The organism is Marinobacter bryozoorum (assembly GCF_023156245.1).
Classification (GTDB): Bacteria; Pseudomonadota; Gammaproteobacteria; order Pseudomonadales; family Oleiphilaceae; genus Marinobacter; species Marinobacter bryozoorum.
This window is the reverse complement of sequence record NZ_JAKZAH010000008.1, coordinates 86,865-106,066: the sequence shown is the minus strand read 5'-3', so window position 1 is coordinate 106,066 and position 19,202 is coordinate 86,865. Positions and strand designations below refer to the sequence as shown.

Genomic DNA, 19,202 nt, shown 5'->3' with positions numbered 1-19,202 from the left:
CGCATCCGGCCATAACGGCGGTAACAATCCGTTAAGGGCGACTGTCAATCAAGGGCTGCGTGTTCTCCCGTTCGGCCAGGTACCAGGGCCTCGGCGGCGTGCCGGCGAAAGGCTGTGCCAACCGGTTCTCCACGCTGTTATAGACGAAGAACAGGTTGGCCCGGGGCCACGGCGACATATTGCGATTGGACGCGTGCAGCGTGTTGCATTCGAACAGCAACAGCGAGCCCGCCGGCCCCGTGGGCGCCTGGATACTGTCGGTGCCTGCCAGTTGTTCGATGTCTGACCGGGACGGCAGGCCCACCTGTTGATGCTTGAGTGAACTGGCCCAGTTTTCATCCGGCGTCCGCCCCACGCAGGGTACGAACTGGTTATGCGAGCCGGGAATCAGCATAAGCGGTCCATTGAATGCATTGTTCTCCGTCAGCATGATGGACGCGCTCACGGCTCGCATGGCGGGCATGCCGTCCTCACTGTGCCAGGTCTCGAAATCCGAGTGCCACTCGAAGCCATTACCGCAGAATCCGGCCTTGCTGTTGATTCGGGACTGGTGAATATAAACCTCGGAACCCAGGATTTGCCGGACCATATCCAGCAAGCGGGGGTCACGGGTCATGCGATCAAATGCCTCGGAGAGCTCGTGCATGGCGAATACAGAGCGGATCTCCTGCCGCTCCTGGTCCATGACGACCTGCTCAAGGTCCGTAATATCCCTGCGGCTGGCCATATCACGCAACTCTTCCAGGAAGGGCGACACGGCGGTCTCCGGAAAGAAGCCTTCCATCCAGAGGAAGCCATCCCTTTCAAAACGATCCAGCTGTTCGCGATCCAGGGGACCACGCTCCCGTGTTGCGCCAGCGCTGTGAACGACCGGCTCCTGGCGGGGAAACATATCCGGTACGAAGTCATCTCGGGTCGGATAAAAATCGGTTCTCTGTAACATTTCTAATTTCTCCACATTCCCTATTGGGTGTCAGAAGTGTTCCGTAGGCCCCGAATAACGCGGGTGGAACGGCTTTTGGAATGTAAAGAAACGTAACAAAGGCATTTTGAGGCAGATATAACACAGGTTATGACCAACCGTGTCGGGGAGGCTCGGGGGCACTAATAACCAAACCTTAATCGGGAGGTAGCTTTCCCGACAGGTCCGGCTAAGGGGAGGATGCGTCAATCGCTATATCGGTGCCGATTCGGAGGTTAATGCCCGGTCCGCGATATGATCCGGTGTTTCCGCCTGATGGCGCCGGATATATACGTCTACCAATTTCTCAAGAACAAACCGGCGAACGGGCTTGTGATAACAGGCCTGCATGCCGGATTTCAGGCAGCGTTCCCGAAACTCGGGGGTGTCGTTGGTGGAAATACCAACGATAGGCACGTCTGACGGCAGCAGCTCCCGCAGACGGATCTCGTGGGCTGTCTCGGGACCATCGAGTCGCGGCATCTGGCCGTCCATCAACACCAGGTCCCAGTGGCCTTCCCGGACGGTTTCCAGGGCTTCCATGCCGTCCGCGGCGCTGACGGGCTCGACATTCAGCCGGATTAACTGCTTGCGGAGGATCATCCGGTTAATGGGGTCATCATCCACCACCAGCACCCGTGGCAGTGACTGCGCCTCCGGCGTAACATCGTCTGCCTCGCTGTTATGGGACTGCCAGGGATCAACCCTGATATCCGCGACCGGGGAGTTGGCTGCCGCCTTTCGTTCTCGGCGACGCCGCACCCGCTCGTTACCGAACTGCAGCATCTTGATCCACAGGATCAGGGCCGCCTCCAGCACCAGAATGCCACCAATCAGCACGAACGGACCGTAAACCGGTAGTCCCGGCTCTCGCCAGCTGTCTCCGGGCACAGTAAGACTGTTCCACACAAGGGCAGGAACAATCGCTGCTGCCGCCACGACCAGGTAACTGACAAGCCGGAACCCTCGGGCCTCATGCAAGCGCGGGATAGTGGAGAGAAAGCGTTTGAGCCCGCCGGCTAAGGCGATCCAGCGGGCTGGTTCAAGCTCGGATTTTCTGCGGACAATTCCCATTGCTGTCCTCCAAGGTGGTCATAAGGCATCGCGAAGATACCTTTTGCGACCCAAAAAACCGGAGATTCCATCTCGACCGGAGAGTGACAGTGGTGTGTGCCTTCCGTTACAGGATTTATTGTTCGGGGCTCCACGTCACTCTTCTGGCAAGACAACCTGTCCAAACCATGAATTCTGGTTCACATAATGTAACACTCTGCAACATACTGCGACATAACATAGGTTATGTTCGGTCAGGACCGCTGTCTTCCTTTCCGGATTATGACCCTTTCGTAATAGAGAGTGAAAGACAAAGCCTACAGAATCATGAAACCGGCGCGAGAAAGCCGACCCTCAGGACGCGAAAGGAGCAACCATGACGGACAGCTGCATTATTCGCCATTTCGAGCACTATGCGGAGCTAGGACAGGACGACCGGGAACTGCTCGACTCCCTGGAAAAAACACCCAAAGACTTTTCCAAGGGACAGCTAATCTGGCAGCAGGGCATGGAGTCCGACCACTTCTACACGGTGCGTAGTGGCTGGGCCTGCAGTTTTCGCAATATGGAAGATGGCTCACGCCAGGTACAGGACCTGTATGTACCCGGGGATATAGTCGGTCTGCGGGAATTTGCGTTTCGCCGCCGGGTTTCAAACCTCCTCACGGTGACGAACACCACCCTCTGCCCCTTCCCCAAGAACCGCCTGACGGATGTGTTTTCGACGTCACGGTTGCTGTGTAACCTGTTCTTCCTGATTGCCGCCCGGGACCAGGCGATCCTGGTGGAACGGCTGATCAACCTGGGACGCCGAACAGCCCGTGAGAAAGTCGCCCACTTCCTGCTGGAAATGGCCCACCGTTTGGACAAGGCCTGCATGGACGTCCACGACTGCAACCACCTGCCCCTGACCCAGGTATTGCTGGCGGATGCCCTGGGCATGAGTACTGTGCACGCCAACCGGACCCTTAATGAACTCAAACAGGAATCCCTCACCGCGCTCGGCCCTGACGGCATTACGTTGCTCGACCGGGACGGTCTGAAAGACGTCGCCGGGTTTGACCCTGAGTACCTGGACGCAGACGTGGAAGGCCTGCTGAAGAACATCGGTGCCCCGGCCAGCAGCCAGCCTGCCTGACCGTACAAATAATCCGGTGTTTACCCCAACCTGTTACCCGACACACCCGAATTGCGTATAAAGGCGCTCTCGGGCGATCAGTAACTGTACAATCTGTTACCCAGTCATTACTTTCTGGAACAGACAGCGGAGCCATCCGGGTCTAGTGTTATATCAAGGGCTGGTTTATGACTAGCCCGGCTACACAAATCAGGTATTACCCATAAACAACAACAAAACCGGACACTGACTGATCCGGGATGGGAGTCGTCGATCATGTCTGCACCTGTTGATCATCTTCAGGAACGCCTTCTCGATGCCGGTGAAACCCTCACCGATATCATGCCCTCAGCCATCACCCTCGCAATGATGCTTCGCCACCGGTCCATGGCCGCCTGGCTGCATCGTGAGTTCGAGGGTTATGCCCCAGAGACCGAACTGCCGGGATATCGCCACGATGTCAGCGGACACATTGTGGCACGCTCCCCCCAGTACGGCTGGATTCCGGCACCGGTGGACGAGCATCAGCTGGAGCAATTCGGCCACCTGGATCTGCGCGAAGGTGTCTCCGAGCTGGAGAAGACCTGCATGAACTGCAAAAAAGGCAACGGGCATCGTATCGCCCTGCCCCCGGAGCAGCTGAGGGACCTGCAGCAGAAAATTAACCTGACCGCCGAGTTGGCCATCAATGTCAGCCGTACCACCTATTGCGATGTCATCCGCACCATTCGCGGCACCCTCTACCTGTGGACAACGGCGGTTATCGATTCCGGCCTGGCCGGCGACCATAACTCCTTTACCCGGGAAGAGAAGGAACAGGTGGCCAGCCTGGATCAACCTGGCCGCTTCTGGCGGGAGGCGACGGAGTCACTGACCAGACTGCCAGTGCCCACCGTAAGGGAGGCAGGCTTCCTTGAGCGCATGTTTGGCCGGGCCAGCTGATCTGGCCTTTCCAGATCCGTAATAACAGCGGCAAAAAGAGAACGGTTTAACAATTGTTGTCAGCCCCGAAACCTGTTAAACCGTATACTAGAGATACATCTTGAGTCGACGTCTGGTACTGCATGCCGCTGTTTTTTCGCAAGTCGCCGAATCGGAAGCGCCTGTCCAAAGTAGTTGCCATCCAGCGACAGGTGGATATTCCTGCCTCACGGGCCCGTATCGGCATGCACGTGGTGGGCCTGGACCGCCCGTGGGAGCAGGTCCCGGTTCTTTTCCAGAAATTCGTGATCGATAAGCCTGAGCAGGTGGAAATCCTCCGCACCCACTGTCAGTGGATCACTGTCGAGCGAACCGCGTGGACAGAGCAGATTGCCCAGGAAGCCCTGGCACACCTTAAGGCCACAGCAGCGGGTTCAGACTTCGAGGCGAAGCGCCCTCTGGCTGAGGAGCTGCCCCACGCGTCAAGCACCTACCGCAATGCCCAAACCTACATTGATGACTTGCTGGCGAAGGTTGCCAGGGGCGAACAGCTTCCTCTGGAGGAAGCGCGGACCGTTATACGCAAATGCGTGCAGAGCATCGACAACAACCCGAACGCAATGTTCTGGCTGACCCGTATTCGGCATCGCGATGCCTACACAGCTGAACACTGTGTACGAGTAGGCATTCTCGCCATTACCTTCGGGCGCTTCATCGGATTCAGCGATGAGCAGCTGGAAACGATCGGGTTGTGCGGCATGTTGCACGATGTCGGCAAAATGCGGGTCCCTTCGGAAGTACTGAACAAGCCCGGGGCCCTGACCGTCGACGAATGGAAGGTGATGCGCGGTCACCCCGAGCTCGGGCACAGTCTACTGAGCTCGGACCATCAGCTCGAACCCGACGTGCTTACTTCAACCCTTTCCCACCACGAGCGTCTGGACGGTAAAGGTTATCCCCACGGCCTGGATGGCTCAGCGATCACCCAGTTCACGAGAATAGTCAGTATCATCGATGCCTACGATGCGATGACTTCCGACCGGGTGTATCGCAAAGGAATGCCGACGTCTGACGCCCTGTCTATCCTCTACAAGAATCGGGGCGAGCAATTCGACGATGTGCTGGTTGAGGCATTTATCCGAATGATCGGCATCTATCCTCCCGGCTCGCTGGTGGAACTGAACACCGGGGAAGTAGCAGTGGTATTGGCCACCAGTCCTCGCAAGAAGCTACACCCGCTGGTGGAAGTGGTGCTGGACCGGGACGGCCACCCCTGCCTGCCCCGGGTACTCAACCTGAGTGAAAGCCCCGAGGCCGACGAAGGCGTTATCTATACTATTCGCAAGACCCTCCCGGATGGCGCCAATGGTTTCAGCCTGGCCGAGCACATCCGCCACCAGAGCGATCCGGCACAACCTCAGCCACAGCCCGCTACGAAACCAGGGCCCCGTTGATCATCGCCCTCAATTCCTCCCGCACCGGGTAGGACGAAGAGGGAATCAGCTGGGTCATAAAGACCATTACCAGCTCCTCTACCGGGTCCACGAAGAAGTTGGTGCTGGCCAGGCCACCCCAGCCATACTCTCCTACCGAGCCATTGGTGCGGGACTTGGCCACGTCCGTTTTCACCGAGAAGCCAAGGCCGAACCCGCTTCCCTCATAGGGGGTCTCACTGAACGCCCCCGTGGAGAATCCCGGCAGGTCCTGGTTGTCCGGCAGATGGTTCAGGCGCATGAACTCCAGGGTCTTGCGACCGATGATGCGCTGACCATCCAACTCCCCTCCCTGGCACAACGCCTGGGCAAATCGAAAATAATCGTCCACGGTGGACACCAGGCCGGCGCCACCTGAGAGGAAGTTGGGGGCCTTCCGGTAGTGGGAGGTTTCCGGGTCATCCTGCAAGGACATGGTATCCCCCGGCTGATAGAGATAGCAGGCGGCGAACCGCTCAAGCAGGTCATCCCGCACCCGGAAACCAGTGTCGCCCATGCCGAGCGGCTCGAAGATATGCTGGCGGAAGTACTCGTCCAGGGGCTGACCGGAGAGCAGCTGTACCAGGTAACCCAATACATCCGTAGCAACCGAGTAGTTCCAGGCCGTTCCCGGGTCGAACTCCAGGGGCATGTTGGCAAGCTGTTCGATCAGCTTGTCCAGGGTCAGCTCCCGGCTACCGTCCAGCTTCAGCGCCCGATAGGCGGCGTCGACATTGCTGCGGCACAGAAAACCGTAAGTGAGACCGGACATGTGAGTGAACAGGTCCCGGATGGTCATGGTGGTCGCCGCCGGCCGGGTCATGAAGTTCGGGTGTATGCCACTGTCGTAGACCCGCAGGTGCTTCCAGGACGGAATGTACTTGTGTACCGGGTCATCCAGCAGGAAGCGCCCCTGCTCGTACAGCTGCATCATGGCGATGGAGGTGACCGGCTTGGTCATGGAATAGATGCGGAACACCGTGTCCCGCCGTGCTGGCTTGTTACGTTCGATGTCCATCAGCCCCTGCGCCTTGACCCAGGCAACCTCACCACGGCGGGCCACCAGCGTCACGGCGCCGGGAAACCTGCCGGCAGAGATATAACGCTCCTCCAGGTGGCGACTGATATTTTCAAGACGGTCCAGCGACAGACCAGCAACGACATTGGATTCTGACATGGGTTAATCCTGCTGATTGTGGCCGGTAACCGCTATCCTGAACCCGGTTACCCCGGGTCCCTTGAACTTGCACATACCGGCGTCATTGTTCTTGGTAGAGATGATTCAGACTGGCCAGCTTATGCGATAGCGGCCTGAGGGAGAAGCCCATGAGACTGGTTTTGACACTGATTATCATGGTGGCCGCGATAGCCGTCACCGCCTACGCCCACTGGCAGCTGGCGCACCAGGTACCTGCCAGCCCCAGGCGATGGCTCGGCCATGGCCTGATCGCGTTCGTCGCCGTAACGTTCGGCTGGGCAGTCACGGGTGTCTACATGGGCGCAGAGGAAGGTGGCGGTATTGCCGCCTTCCTGACTGCAGTTGGCGTGGCACACCTGCCGCCGGCCATTGTGCTGTTCCTCAAACAGCAGCAGGGACGCTGAGCGGGGTTGCGGTTGGCCCCTTTCGTGATAAGATCACCGATACTGTATATTTAACCAGTAATGGTGAGCTGAATGAAAACCCGGGGCACGGCACTCAACCCCCATAATCGCTTCCAGCCCATTGCCACCGACCGCCAAGTGGACGATGACTGGTACCGTGATCCGGAAGATGAACTCTCTCCGGATTCCATGGCAACCCAGGTGTCAGAAGAAGCCGTTCGCACGATCATCAGCCGTAACCAGTCGCCGGACGTGCCGTTTGACCAGTCCATCAATCCCTACCGGGGATGCGAACATGCCTGCATTTATTGCTTTGCCCGGCCGACCCATGCCTACTGGGACATGTCTCCCGGGCTGGACTTTGAAACCCGCCTGATCGCCAAGCCAAACGCGGCAATGCGACTACGGCAGGAACTGGACAAGCCGGGTTATCAGCCCGCCACCATTGCCCTGGGGGTCAACACCGACGCTTACCAGCCCATCGAAAGGGAACGGCGGATCACGAGGGAAGTGCTGCAGGTTCTGCTGGAATACCGGCACCCGGTGTCCATTATCACCAAGGGTGGGCTGATCCTCCGGGACCTGGACCTGCTCTCTGAACTGGCCAGCCAGGGGCTTTGCTCGGTTCGTGTCAGCCTTACCACCCTGGACAACGACCTCAAACGGATCATGGAGCCTCGTACCGCTGCACCGGCGACCCGCCTGAAAATCCTGCGGGAATTGTCAGCGGCAGGCGTGCCTGCCGGCATCATCATGGGGCCGGTGATTCCTTTCGTTAACGACCATGAACTGGAGCGAGTCCTGGAAGCGGCCGCCTCGGCAGGGGCAAAGCGGGCAAGTTGGATCATGCTGAGGCTGCCGCTGGAGCTGGATGAACTCTTCCAGGACTGGCTCCAACGGCATATTCCGCAGCGAGCGGAACATGTGATGAACCGCATCCGCGACCTCCGCGGTGGCAAAAGCTACCGGAGCGAATTCGGCCAGCGGATGACCGGTTCCGGCCCCTACGCGGACCTGATACGCCAGCGATTCAATCGGCAGGCCCGGGCCACCGGCCTGAACCGGGAGCCCGAACCGGCCCTGCGAACTGACCTGTTCCGCCGACCAGGCGGCGAACAAATGGGGCTGTTCTGAAACCAGGTGAGCCTTGTCAGAGAAACGCCTGCACCAGCCCCGCTGCGCTGACGACAAGCAGGACGATACCCAGGACCCGGAAGAAGACCGGTGTTTCCGCCTGCAACATCCTCTTGTGTACCCTGAGCCCGATCACATGGCCGACGGCCGCGCAGGGCAACAGCCACAGGTGATGGATCAGTTGCAGGTCCACATCCGCCCAGATAAACGCAGCCAGCTTGATGAACACCAGGATGAACCAGAGCGCAAACAAGGTGTCCCGGAGCTTCTCCTTCGCCACCTGCTGGGCCGCCACGGCGATGATCAGGGGCGCACCGATCAGAGAGGTACCACTGATATAACCGCCAACCATCAGAAAGAGGATGTCCACCGCCCGGTTATTGCTGCGAAATGGCCGGTTGAACACATACGACAGGGCATAAATCGCCACGATGACAAAGATAATGGCGCTGAGCACCCTCGATGGCAGCGTGATCAGGCCGAACACGCCGATCAGCTTGGGCACCATCATCACGGCCAGCAGGTACCACAGGTAACGCCAGTCCACGGTACTCTCGCGGCGCTCACCGGCCCGCCGTTCCGCCCCGGTACGGCGGTTATTCAGCCAGATGGTAAGGGAGGAGAACACCAGCAGGTGAATGGCGATAATGGGAAGGAAGACCAACGGCTGATCATGGACCAGCAACAGGAAGGGCAACGAGAGCACCGCGCCACCAAAACCCAGCCCGGATCGCACAAATCCGCTCCAGACGAAGATCAGCGCAATAAGGACATATTGGTAGGCGGCCAGTGAAGACATCCGATACAGCTCCCGGGTTATACTCGGCAAAACGGGTGGAAATGATACAGGGATTCGCCGGTGCTGGCAGGGTCCGACTCCACTCCCCCCACTCAGCCAGACAGGATGCCGGCCCATGAGCGAACCACCCCGCCAACCCAACCGGAAAAGAGACCGCCTGTACCAGCTGGGCAAGCGAATGATCGAGTCGCGCCATGTGCTCTGGGGGCTGGGGCTTGCATCCTTCCTGGAATCCATCATCGTACCCATTCCCCTTGAAGCGATCCTGATCCCGCTGATGCAGGCACGGCGCCACCAGCTGTTCCTGCTCGCGGGCATTGCCCTGCTTGGCTGTCTGCTGGGTGCCGCCACAGGGTATGCTGTGGGTTATTTCGTGTTTGAAGCCATCGGCCAGCAGCTGGTGGAGTGGGTCTCCACCCCGGAGCAGTTTGAACGGGTACGACAGAACATGGAATCCGGTGGTTTCTGGTTCGTGCTCAGTGTCGGCGTGATACCGGTACCCTTCCAGATCGCCATGCTGGCGGCTGGCGCCACCGGATATTCCTTTGCCCTTTTTATGGTGGCATCGGCGATTTCCCGGGCAATTCGCTATTTCGGCCTTGCACTGCTGGTGCTTATCGCGGGCAACAGGGCCCAGGCACTGTTCGAAAGGCACAAGCTTAAAACCATGGTCATAATCACCCTGGTAGTCGCCCTTGCCTGGGGCCTGTCCATGCTCGCTAATGGATCATCCTGAACAGTCACCACTGGAGACAGAATGAGCAGCAAGAAACCAACCAGGCCACAAAAACCGCAGAGTGAGTCCGATGAAGATGCCGTCGCCTTCGCCCAGGGAATTTTCGAACTGGCCCGTAATGGTGGGGCCGGGGTCCTGGCCACCCTGTTCAGCGCCGGTGTGCCGGTGAACGTTCGTACCAGTGAGGGCGAAAGCCTGCTGATGCTGGCAGTACGCCATGGTCATATCGAAACCGCCCGCCTGTTATTGGAAAACGGTGTCGACCCGAAGCTGGAAGACGCCCGGGGGGACACCGCGGCGGATATTGCCCGCAAGCAGGGGGCTACCGACATCATCGCATTGCTCGACCAATACCAGGATTGACGGTAGCACGTCATGGCTTCGTACGAACCGGTTCGTCCATTTATATTGTGCACAACTTAATTGACAAAAATATTTGTCGAGAGTAAGGTGTTTTCATCCGGCCAGAGTCTGACCCGACGCCGGACAACAATCCGTTTCCGGACCACAAAAGGAACCTTCTATGTCTTTGGAAAAAGTACTCTATACCGCATCTGCCGAAGCTACCGGCGGCCGCGATGGTCGCGCCATTTCTTCCGATGGCGTCCTTGATGTGGCGCTGACGACACCTCGCGAACTTGGCGGTGCCGGTGGCGAAGGCACCAACCCGGAGCAGCTGTTTGCCGCCGGTTACTCGGCGTGTTTCATCGGTGCCATGAAAGTGGTTGCTGGCAAGGCGAAGCTACCCATGCCAGAGGCTGCGTCCGTAGAAGGCCTGGTAGGTATCGGCGCCACCAACGGTGGTTTCGGCATCCAGGTCGAACTGCGGATCTCCCTGCCAGGCATGGATGAGGACCAGGCCAACCAGCTGATCGAGCAGGCCCACCAGGTTTGCCCCTATTCCAATGCCACCCGCGGCAACATCGACGTCACCCTGACCCGCGTTGACTAGGAGTCTGCGCAGCAGAAAGTCCCGCAGCTGCGTGTTGCAGACAGACTGATTTTCAGGGCCACTGCCTGCCAGCGTGGCCCTTTTCATTGTTACTGCGACGTCAAAGCCGTTTCCCCCCGGTGCAGGGGCTACGCCAAACCAGTAAACTGTCCTTTTCATCTCGCGGAGTTCCCATGCCCTGGATCAAGGCCTTTATCAGCGGTTTCCTCGCCACACTGGTTTTCCATCAGGGGCTCTATGCCCTGTTCTGGCTGGCAGGAATGGTCCCGGCAGCCCCTTTCAATCTGTCACCGGTACCGCCACTGGGTGTTCCGGCGGTTATCTCCCTCGCCTTCTTCGGAGGTTTGTGGGGGCTCGTTCTGTGGGCAATCGTCGGACGGCTGGCTACCGGGGCGTTCTGGTCCCTGATGGTGTTACTGGGGGCCGTCGGTCCGACAGCCGTTGCCATGCTGGTGGTCTTCCCCCTCAAGGGCATCGATGTTACCGCACAAACCTGGGTGGGAGGCCTGGTACTGAACGGCTTCTGGGGGCTCGGCGTTGCGGTTTTCCAAACCCTGCTGGGCGCCCGGCGGGCAACGATCACGAGGTAACCTGCGATGACCCTGACTACCTGGCTTGCAGTCGTCACAATCTGCACCCTGGGGGCGATGTCTCCCGGACCCTCCCTGGCACTGGTCCTGAAGCAGACCCTGGCCGGCGGCCGGGGCAACGGTATGATCGTGGCCGCCAGCCACGGTATCGGAATCGGGCTCTACGCTTTCCTGAGCATTATCGGGCTGGCTGCGGTGATTACCACCTCCCCGGCCCTGTTTGCTGCCCTGCAGTGGGGCGGCGCGGCCTACCTGGCCTGGCTCGGCTTCAAGGGCCTGACAGCCCGGAAAGGCGAAGCAGGCGAACTGCCGGAGGTCCCCACCACCGCCAGCGCAGCCCGGGATGGCTTCATGCTCGCTTTCCTGAACCCCAAGGTGGCGGTGTTCTTCATCGCGCTGTTCAGCCAGGTGGTGGGACCAGATACCCCCCTGATGGCAAAGCTGGCCTATGCGGCGACAGCCATGGTAATCGACATCGGCTGGTACATGATCGTGGCCTGGCTTTTTTCCAGCCCCCGCCTGCTGGCAAGCCTGAAACGGAACGTGGTCTGGCTGGAGCGGTTTTTCGGTGTACTGCTGATTGCCCTGGCGGGGCGTCTGGTGGCAGGTATCCTCAAGGCCTGACAACAGCGCCCCGCCTGGTTGGTTATTCCAGCATGGTCAGGTATTGCTTCAACACCACGGCGTTGTTGTGCTCATCATCCTTCGCACCGTACAGGAGTGTCACTGCCTCACCCCTGGCACGTTCGGCAAGTGGGCGCAGGATGTCCCGATGGTCTTTCAGCTCAGCAAGGTAGCTGCGCCTGAATTCGTCCCATGAAAGATCACCGGCATGGAAGTCCTTACGCAACTGGGACGAGGGCGCTACTTCCTTCAACCATTCGTCAGCGGCCAGTGACTCCTTCGAAATGCCACGGGGCCAGATGCGGTCCACCAGCACCCGGTAACCCTTGTGACGGGATTCCTCATAAACACGCTCAAGTCGGATTGTCATATCGCCTGCCCTCCCCTCTTCAGTGATTCACGCTCTTCAATTGCTATCATCATAGTCGACCACTTGGCACGACTCTGTCAGGGGCTTTCGGAATTTTAATTACCAACCGGGGTTTTATTGCTAACCTTCACTACAAGATAGGTAACTTCAGGGATAGCTATCGGAACGGCAGGAAGCCAACACCAATCAAACCGTAACAAGGAGCTGCCTCATGGACCTGATTCGAATTCTGGTCGCCATCCTGCTACCCCCGCTCGGCGTTTTCCTGCAGGTGGGTATTGGCAAGCATTTCTGGATTAACATACTGCTGACACTCCTCGGCTACATACCGGGCATCGTGCATGCGGTGTGGGTCATCGCGAAGAAATAACCCATGAGACCCCTCACCATCGATATCGTGTCAGACATCGCCTGCCCCTGGTGCGCCATCGGCTACGCCCGGCTCCAACAGGCGATGAATTCACTGGCTGACGAAATGACGTTCGATGTGCGCTGGCACGCCTTCGAACTGAACCCCGACCCCGGCGGCGACGGCCAGCCAATCCTCGAAGCACTGGCAAGGAAGTACGGTCGCAGCCCCGCAGAGGTGGAAGCCGCCCAGGCGGACATGATGCGCATAGCTGACGGGCTGGGCCTGAACTTCAACCGCATGCAGGAACGCTATACCCGCAATACCTTTGACGGGCACCGGCTGGTGAAGTGGGCAGCCGAACATGGCAAGCAGACGGAGATGAAGCTCGCCCTGTTCGATGCCTACTTTGGCCATGCAGAGAACATCGCTGACCCCGATGTACTGCGCTCCCGGGCGGAAAGCATCGGCCTGGATGCCAAGGAAGCCAACGATGTGCTGGCATCTGACCGCTACGGGGAGGCTGTGCGCGAGGATGAGGCCTACTGGCAACAGGCCGGTGTCAGTGCCGTCCCGGCATTCGTGCTGAACCGCCGCTACATGGTGCCCGGCGCCCAGGAGCCTGACACGCTGGTGCAGTACCTGCGCAAGGCTGCAGTTGCAGAAAGCGAACACTGATCTGACGTCACGTCGACATGTATGAAACCAGTTGCACACACGCCGGACCGCTGGTAATTTTGTGCAACTGGTTGCATTAAGACGTTCGGACATCGCCGGGCGCTCTCAGCCACCTGTATCACCGTTTCCCATTGCCGCAGGCGTCAACAAAAACTCTACGCAGGCGGCATCAGTCTTTCAGGAGCTGTCATGTCGTTACCCGATTCCCTCAAGGGCTTGTCCCTTCCGGCCGTCGCCTCTCCCCTGTTCATTATCTCCAACCCGGACCTGGTCATTGCCCAGTGCAAGGCCGGCATTGTTGGCTCGTTCCCGGCATTGAACGCACGCCCGGCGCACGTACTCGACGAGTGGCTGGATCGAATTACCACGGAACTGGCGGAGTACAACGCCAGGAACCCGGACAAGCCAGCCGCGCCCTTTGCCGTCAACCAGATTGTGCATCGCTCGAATGACCGCCTGGAACACGACCTGGATCTTTGCGCCAAGTACAAGGTGCCCATCGTTATTACCTCCCTGGGTGCCCGGGAAGACCTGAACCAGAAAGTCCATTCGTGGGGAGGTATCACCCTGCACGACGTCATCAATAACAACTTCGCCCGCAAGGCAATCGAGAAAGGGGCCGATGGCCTGATCGCGGTAGCCGCTGGCGCTGGCGGCCACGCCGGCACCCAGTCCCCCTTCGCACTCGTCCAGGAGATCCGTGAGTGGTTTGACGGCCCGTTACTGTTGTCCGGCTCCATCGCCAACGGCAATGCGGTACTGGCGGCCCAGGCCGCAGGTGCTGACCTGGCCTATATCGGCTCCGCCTTTATTGCCACCGAAGAAGCCAACGCCGACCAGGCCTACAAGCAGATGATCGTGGACAGCACAGCGGAAGATATTGTCTATTCGAACCTGTTTACCGGTGTCCACGGCAACTATCTGAAGAAGAGTATCGAGAACGCCGGCCTGGATCCCGCTGCCCTGCCGGAATCAGACCCCTCCAAGATGAATTTTGGCTCCGGCAGCGAGTCCAAGAGCAAGGCATGGCGTGATATCTGGGGCGCAGGCCAGGGCGTTGGCGCCGTCAAGTCGGTGGGCAACGTCGACACACTCGTTAGCCGCCTGATCGCCGAGTACCAGCAAGCCCGCAAACGACTGGGGCTCCAGGTACCCGAGCGCAAGCCCACAACCGAACCCGCCTGATACCAGGCCAGACTGCGGGGGCCATTATGGCCCCCGTTTATGTTTTGATACGCCTTCCCCGGCCCTGTCGAAAAACCGCTTGCGGGCTTCAGACAGTCAAGTTACTCCAAACTCGCTCACCGGTACGAAAACGGATTTCAGAGTCGCTTCAGGCTCAGGCGCCCCCGGGAATTCACCCAGCCAGGAAGGCATTGAATCTACGGGTCAAAGTACGTCCAGTGTTTCCCTTGCCCATCTCAGCCAATCTTCCTCTGCCGAGATCCCCTTACGCAGCACCTGGTGCTGCAGGCGCTGCCCCCGGGTCGGGCTTTCTGCCGCGAAGTCCCTGGCCTCGATGGCCTGGTAGGTGGACAAGCGATCTTCGTGCCAGAGAATAAGGCGCTCCAGCTCCTGGCGGACACCCACCGGACCAAGCACGGCCTCCGCCCGCAGCTTGACCATCAACGCCTCGTTGCTTTCACCGGAGCTGCCCGGCTCCGCCGCCCATCGGCGCAGCTCTTCACGCCCTTCAGGTAACACGTGGTAGACCTTGCGCTTGCGACTGCCATCATCGCCCTTCTCTTCCACCTCAACCCAGCCGGAAGCCGCCATTCGGCGTAGTTCCCGGTAGATCTGCTGGTGGCTTGCCTGCCAGAAGTGACCAATGGACCGGTCAAAGCGGCGAGCGAGCTGATAGCCGGTGGAAGGTTTTTCAAGGAGCGAAGTGAGCAAGGCGTGTTGAATGGACATGGCCGGATTCTATCGGTAAAGCCCGTCGCCGCCAATGGCAGGAAGCAACGGTGAGCGCCAATATTGTTATTACATTCAGGGCAGAGGTGACCCGAGTTTCCATAAATGCCACTGATATAGAGGTCAGACTCTTTGTTGCCATAACGCTCTGTGATGCAGTTACGTTCGAGTGCCAAATCGTGAAAGACGGCCCCGGAGGCCTGGACTAAAGTCCTGCCAGGGCGGTCAATAGCTGGGGGCGATCCGGTCAGCCCGGCGCCTGGAAAACAGAAACCGCTGCTGGCACAGGAAAAACATGGCTAACAACAACAATGCAACCAGTCAGTGTCTGCGCACACCTCGCCTGGTGATTCTCGGTCGGGAAGCCGCCTTTCTCGGCACCTGCCTCAGTCGTCAGGAGGTCTACAGGACGACCCAGGAACTGATGCTGGTATGCCTGCACGGCGAGATGGTTATCCAGCCCGGTGCGGGCAATTCCATCGTTACCCGTAGCTGCCTGGTGCCTCCTGGCGTGCTGCTTGACCAGACACGGATCGACACACGCAAGGCAGTCATGGGGCTTTGCTTTCTTCAGCCCTTCTCCCAGGATTATCCAGCCCTGGCCAGCCTGATGGTGCCCCTTGAAGAGGGTATCTGTTATCGACACCCCGACGAAGACGACCTAATCAGAGCCATGACCCGTGCCCGCAACCAGCCGGGAATTTCTGCAGGTACTGCGGTGAAACGGATTCGCCAAGCCCTGATTCCGGAACGCCTGCGGGGACTTACCTTCCGTGAATTCGACCCCCGTGTACTCGCTGTGGCGAGGCGTATACGCACATCCCTGCACAACGCACCACCCCTTGCCCGGCTGGCCCGGGAGGTGGACTTGTCGGAGTCACGGCTGGAGAAGCTTTTCAAGGAGCAGGCAGGGCTGCCCATCACCCAGTACCGGGTTCGCTACCGGGTGTTTATCAGCACCATTATCATGGCGCTAGGGTATTCGGTGACCGAGGCGGCATTACTGGCGGGATTTTCAAACTCTGCACACCTGTCCCGCTGCTACCGTCAGGTCAATGGTCTAACACCCTCATCCACCTTCCTGAGCCCTCCGTACCTCGATTCCGTCATTGATGAATCCGCCATCGAGCTGGTCAACCCGCTACTTGAGGGGCAACCCGTCGCCTGAACCCCGTGGAGAAGCCGGCAATAGCTGCTATGGTTGTCCTCAACAGGCCGGGAAAGGAACCGATATTGACCAACCCTACTGACAGCTGGAGCCAGCTCAGCCCCCGCCAGGCCATTGACCTGCAAAGGCAGTTGGCCAGCCAGGTCATCCAGCGGGACGACTTGCCGGAAATAAAAACCGTGGCCGGTGTGGATGTGGGCTTTGAAAACCGCGACACAGCCCGTGCGGCCGTTGTTGTATTGCGACTGGCCGACCTGGAACCGCTCGACTATGCCATCGCTCGCCTCCCGGTCGCTATGCCCTATATCCCCGGGCTGCTGTCGTTCCGGGAGTGTCCAGCCATCCTCGACGCCCTGTCCAGACTCACTATACGGCCGGACCTGCTGCTCTGCGACGGCCAGGGCATCGCCCACCCCCGCCGGCTCGGGGTCGCTTCACACACCGGCCTGCTCACAGGTCTGCCAGCCATTGGTGTCGGCAAGAGCCGACTCACCGGCGAACATGACGCGGTACCAGACAGGAAAGGGGCATGGGTGCCACTGGAGGACAGGGGCGAGGTTATTGGAGCAGTGTTGCGCACCCGGGCGGGCGTCAAGCCACTCTATATTTCACCGGGCCATCGCATCAGCCTGGCCACTTCCATCGAGTACGTGATGGCCTGCCTCACCCGCTACCGGCTACCCGAAACCACCCGCTGGGCCGACGGTGTTGCCTCGGCCCGGGGGCAGCGATGGCTGGAGCGGCTCAAGAACCTGCCGGGAGCCGGTTAGGTCGAGGCAACCGCCGGGCCCCTATCAACCGGGGCACTGATTACAGTTTGTACATCGAACCCCTGGACAGGCGACCTCACCGACCACTTCTCACACCACCGGGCGCCTCGCGAAAACCCCGGCTATCAAAGCGTGAACTGATTCCGTTGCGGTGCCAATCTGTGAAAGCCTCTGCCGCGCCACCGAACTACTGTGAGCTCCGGGTGCAGGGAACTGTGCAACTTTCCTACCGCGCAAAGCCCTGCCACTTCTGCAAAACAATCCACAACAAAGCACTGCAACAGGAACAACAAAATGTCTCACAAATTTGCCAATAACCCGCTGCGGTCTTTCATCGCAGCCGCCTCACTGGTGTTCTCTGCTTCGGCCCTCGCTGTCGGCGGCGGCGGTTCCGACGGCGGAGACGACAGCTGCACCAGTAACTGTGGTTTCGAGCGAGGTCCGGATCCCACCGAATCCTTCCTCGAAGCTTCCCGCGGACCGTTCAGCGTTCGTACCGAAAGGGTATCGAGCTTTGTCGGTGGCTTCGGTGGAGGCACCATCCATTATCCCACTGGTACCAGCGGTACGATGGGCGCAGTCGTGGTCATTCCCGGGTTCGTCTCGGCGGAGTCCTCAATCGAGTGGTGGGGACCGAAACTGGCCTCCCATGGCTTCGTCGTCATGACCATCGACACCAACAGCGGCTTTGATCAGCCGCCCAGCCGGGCAACCCAGATCAACAATGCCCTGGATTACCTGCTTGAAGAGAATGACAGCAGGTCAAGCGCTATTTCCGGCATGATCGACACCAGCCGCCTGGGTGTCATAGGCTGGTCCATGGGCGGTGGCGGTACCTTGCGGGTTGCCTCCGAAGGCCGCCTCAAGGCTGCTATTCCCCTGGCACCCTGGGATACCTCCAGTTTCCGGTTCCGCAGTATCGACACACCCACCCTGATCATCGCCTGTGAATCGGACGTGATAGCGCCAGTTCGCAGTCACGCCGACCCGTTCTACAATGCCATTCCATCGTCGACCGACAAGGCCTTTGTAGAGATCAATAACGGCAGTCACTACTGCGGTAATGGTGGCAACAGCTACAACGACGTGCTGAGCCGCTTCGGTGTGTCCTGGATGAAGCTGCACCTGGATAACGATCAGCGCTACAACCAGTTCCTGTGTGGTCCGGACCACGAACGAGACTGGGATATTTCCGAATACCGGGGCACCTGCCCCTACTGAGGCCTGGTTATCTGATCACTGAAAGAAAGGCTATCTGAACCGAACCTCCCCTTGGGCCATGGCAGATGCCATGGCCCTTTTTCCTTGTCAGCAACGACGCCCTCAGGCGCGTCCCAGGAACTTGCGCTCTTCCACATTGATCCGGATACGATCACCGGTGGAAATATGCTCGGGCACCTGCACTACCAGCCCGGTGGACAGCCTGGCAGGCTTGGTACGAGCGGTGGCGGAACCTCCCTTGACTGACGGGTCCGTCTCCTCAATAGGCAGGTCTACCGTTGGTGGCAACCCCAGCGCCACCGGGGCATCGTTGAGCAGGACCACCATCACTCCCTGGGTCTCTTCATTGATAAACAGCAACTCGTCGGCGATGGATTCGCGATTCAGGCTGTACTGGGTGTAATCCTCGACATCCATGAACACGAATTCGTCGCCATCGGAATAGGAAAAGGTGGCCGGTCTGCGTACCAGGTCCGCCAGGTTAAGCATGTCCGAATCCTTGAAGGTCTCATCCAGCTTGGCTCCGGTAACCACATCGTACATTCGCATACGATAAAGGCTTCCCCCGGCCCGGCCCTGGGGCACAGAACGTTCGATATCCTTTACAAAATAGACACTTCCTTGGTACTCAATGGCCTGGTTCTTCTTGATCTCACTGGCTTTTGGCATGTGGTCCTCGCAATACCGGGTGGTCTCAGGTGGTCTATATACCACGACCGGCGTTAAAGCCCCAGCCCGACACCCGCTCACGTCATGCCGCCATTACGCTCG

Annotated in this window: 23 protein-coding genes; 16 read left to right on the top strand and 7 right to left on the bottom strand. The window is 59.2% G+C overall.

What is annotated here, in order from left to right:
• Positions 1-31: 31 nt before the first annotated feature.
• Positions 32-943 carry an ectoine hydroxylase gene (gene thpD, locus MLC59_RS07130; protein ID WP_248232642.1) on the bottom strand — a complete coding sequence of 304 codons (912 nt, stop codon included), beginning with the start codon at positions 941-943 and terminating at the stop codon, positions 32-34.
• Positions 944-1,174: 231 nt separating this feature from the next.
• Complete coding sequence (locus MLC59_RS07125) at positions 1,175-2,035, bottom strand: response regulator (protein WP_248232641.1); 861 nt, start codon at positions 2,033-2,035, stop codon at positions 1,175-1,177.
• A 355-nt stretch (positions 2,036-2,390) separates the two neighbouring features.
• Between MLC59_RS07125 and MLC59_RS07120 the strand changes: the two genes are divergently transcribed.
• From MLC59_RS07120 to MLC59_RS07110, 3 genes are all read left to right on the top strand, one after another.
• Positions 2,391-3,152 carry a Crp/Fnr family transcriptional regulator gene (locus MLC59_RS07120; RefSeq protein ID WP_248232640.1) on the top strand — a complete coding sequence of 254 codons (762 nt, stop codon included), beginning with the start codon at positions 2,391-2,393 and terminating at the stop codon, positions 3,150-3,152.
• A 255-nt stretch (positions 3,153-3,407) separates the two neighbouring features.
• Positions 3,408-4,073, top strand: a complete 666-nt coding sequence (locus MLC59_RS07115; protein ID WP_248232639.1) for an AbiTii domain-containing protein — start codon at positions 3,408-3,410, stop codon at positions 4,071-4,073.
• A 122-nt stretch (positions 4,074-4,195) separates the two neighbouring features.
• A complete protein-coding gene (locus MLC59_RS07110; protein WP_248232638.1) occupies positions 4,196-5,506 on the top strand; it encodes an HD-GYP domain-containing protein in 1,311 nt (436 codons plus the stop codon).
• Here MLC59_RS07110 and MLC59_RS07105 read toward each other — a convergent pair.
• Positions 5,484-6,701, bottom strand: a complete 1,218-nt coding sequence (locus tag MLC59_RS07105) for a serine hydrolase domain-containing protein (RefSeq protein ID WP_248232637.1) — start codon at positions 6,699-6,701, stop codon at positions 5,484-5,486. The two genes, MLC59_RS07110 and MLC59_RS07105, sit on opposite strands and share 23 nt — an antisense overlap.
• A gap of 149 nt (positions 6,702-6,850) precedes the next feature.
• On the opposite strand from MLC59_RS07105, the gene MLC59_RS07100 reads away from it, so the two are divergent.
• Positions 6,851-7,126 (top strand): hypothetical protein, encoded by a 276-nt coding sequence (locus MLC59_RS07100; RefSeq protein WP_248232636.1) that lies wholly within the window; start codon positions 6,851-6,853, stop codon positions 7,124-7,126.
• A gap of 72 nt (positions 7,127-7,198) precedes the next feature.
• The gene (locus tag MLC59_RS07095) at positions 7,199-8,260 is read left to right on the top strand and encodes a PA0069 family radical SAM protein (RefSeq protein ID WP_248232635.1); all 1,062 of its coding nucleotides are present in this window, start codon (positions 7,199-7,201) and stop codon (positions 8,258-8,260) included.
• Between the two features lie 16 nt (positions 8,261-8,276).
• Here MLC59_RS07095 and MLC59_RS07090 read toward each other — a convergent pair whose 3' ends face one another.
• Positions 8,277-9,059 (bottom strand): sulfite exporter TauE/SafE family protein, encoded by a 783-nt coding sequence (locus tag MLC59_RS07090; protein ID WP_248232634.1) that lies wholly within the window; start codon positions 9,057-9,059, stop codon positions 8,277-8,279.
• A gap of 115 nt (positions 9,060-9,174) precedes the next feature.
• On the opposite strand from MLC59_RS07090, the gene MLC59_RS07085 reads away from it, so the two are divergent.
• From MLC59_RS07085 to MLC59_RS07065, 5 genes are all read left to right on the top strand, one after another.
• The gene (locus MLC59_RS07085) at positions 9,175-9,795 is read left to right on the top strand and encodes a YqaA family protein (RefSeq protein WP_248232633.1); all 621 of its coding nucleotides are present in this window, start codon (positions 9,175-9,177) and stop codon (positions 9,793-9,795) included.
• A 21-nt stretch (positions 9,796-9,816) separates the two neighbouring features.
• Complete coding sequence (locus tag MLC59_RS07080) at positions 9,817-10,158, top strand: ankyrin repeat domain-containing protein (protein ID WP_248232632.1); 342 nt, start codon at positions 9,817-9,819, stop codon at positions 10,156-10,158.
• Between the two features lie 160 nt (positions 10,159-10,318).
• The gene (locus MLC59_RS07075; RefSeq protein ID WP_248232631.1) at positions 10,319-10,747 is read left to right on the top strand and encodes an organic hydroperoxide resistance protein; all 429 of its coding nucleotides are present in this window, start codon (positions 10,319-10,321) and stop codon (positions 10,745-10,747) included.
• A 173-nt stretch (positions 10,748-10,920) separates the two neighbouring features.
• On the top strand, positions 10,921-11,337 hold the full coding sequence (locus tag MLC59_RS07070; RefSeq protein WP_248232630.1) for a hypothetical protein: 417 nt from the start codon (positions 10,921-10,923) through the stop codon (positions 11,335-11,337).
• Between the two features lie 6 nt (positions 11,338-11,343).
• Complete coding sequence (locus MLC59_RS07065) at positions 11,344-11,961, top strand: LysE family translocator (protein WP_248232629.1); 618 nt, start codon at positions 11,344-11,346, stop codon at positions 11,959-11,961.
• Between the two features lie 22 nt (positions 11,962-11,983).
• Here MLC59_RS07065 and MLC59_RS07060 read toward each other — a convergent pair whose 3' ends face one another.
• Entirely contained in the window at positions 11,984-12,331 is a 348-nt protein-coding gene (locus tag MLC59_RS07060) for a DUF488 domain-containing protein (protein WP_248232628.1), read from the bottom strand.
• 211 nt (positions 12,332-12,542) lie between these two features.
• Here MLC59_RS07060 and MLC59_RS07055 point away from each other — a divergent pair, with 211 nt between their 5' ends.
• From MLC59_RS07055 to MLC59_RS07045, 3 genes are all read left to right on the top strand, one after another.
• Positions 12,543-12,701 carry a YqaE/Pmp3 family membrane protein gene (locus MLC59_RS07055; protein ID WP_248232627.1) on the top strand — a complete coding sequence of 53 codons (159 nt, stop codon included), beginning with the start codon at positions 12,543-12,545 and terminating at the stop codon, positions 12,699-12,701.
• A gap of 3 nt (positions 12,702-12,704) precedes the next feature.
• Positions 12,705-13,358, top strand: coding sequence for a DsbA family oxidoreductase (locus tag MLC59_RS07050; protein ID WP_248232626.1), 654 nt, complete (start codon positions 12,705-12,707; stop codon positions 13,356-13,358).
• Positions 13,359-13,547: 189 nt separating this feature from the next.
• Positions 13,548-14,543, top strand: a complete 996-nt coding sequence (locus MLC59_RS07045) for an NAD(P)H-dependent flavin oxidoreductase (RefSeq protein ID WP_248232625.1) — start codon at positions 13,548-13,550, stop codon at positions 14,541-14,543.
• A 204-nt stretch (positions 14,544-14,747) separates the two neighbouring features.
• On the opposite strand, the gene MLC59_RS07040 is transcribed toward MLC59_RS07045, so the two are convergent.
• Positions 14,748-15,272, bottom strand: coding sequence for a PadR family transcriptional regulator (locus MLC59_RS07040; protein WP_248232624.1), 525 nt, complete (start codon positions 15,270-15,272; stop codon positions 14,748-14,750).
• A gap of 295 nt (positions 15,273-15,567) precedes the next feature.
• On the opposite strand from MLC59_RS07040, the gene MLC59_RS07035 reads away from it, so the two are divergent.
• The 3 genes from MLC59_RS07035 (at position 15,568) to MLC59_RS07025 (ending at position 18,431) form a co-directional block, all read left to right on the top strand.
• On the top strand, positions 15,568-16,440 hold the full coding sequence (locus tag MLC59_RS07035) for a helix-turn-helix domain-containing protein (protein WP_248232623.1): 873 nt from the start codon (positions 15,568-15,570) through the stop codon (positions 16,438-16,440).
• Between the two features lie 62 nt (positions 16,441-16,502).
• Positions 16,503-17,210 carry a deoxyribonuclease V gene (gene nfi, locus MLC59_RS07030; RefSeq protein ID WP_248232664.1) on the top strand — a complete coding sequence of 236 codons (708 nt, stop codon included), beginning with the start codon at positions 16,503-16,505 and terminating at the stop codon, positions 17,208-17,210.
• Between the two features lie 294 nt (positions 17,211-17,504).
• Entirely contained in the window at positions 17,505-18,431 is a 927-nt protein-coding gene (locus MLC59_RS07025; protein ID WP_248232622.1) for an alpha/beta hydrolase family protein, read from the top strand.
• A gap of 102 nt (positions 18,432-18,533) precedes the next feature.
• Here MLC59_RS07025 and efpL read toward each other — a convergent pair whose 3' ends face one another.
• Entirely contained in the window at positions 18,534-19,100 is a 567-nt protein-coding gene (gene efpL / locus MLC59_RS07020; RefSeq protein ID WP_248232621.1) for an elongation factor P-like protein EfpL, read from the bottom strand.
• Positions 19,101-19,202 lie beyond the last annotated feature (102 nt).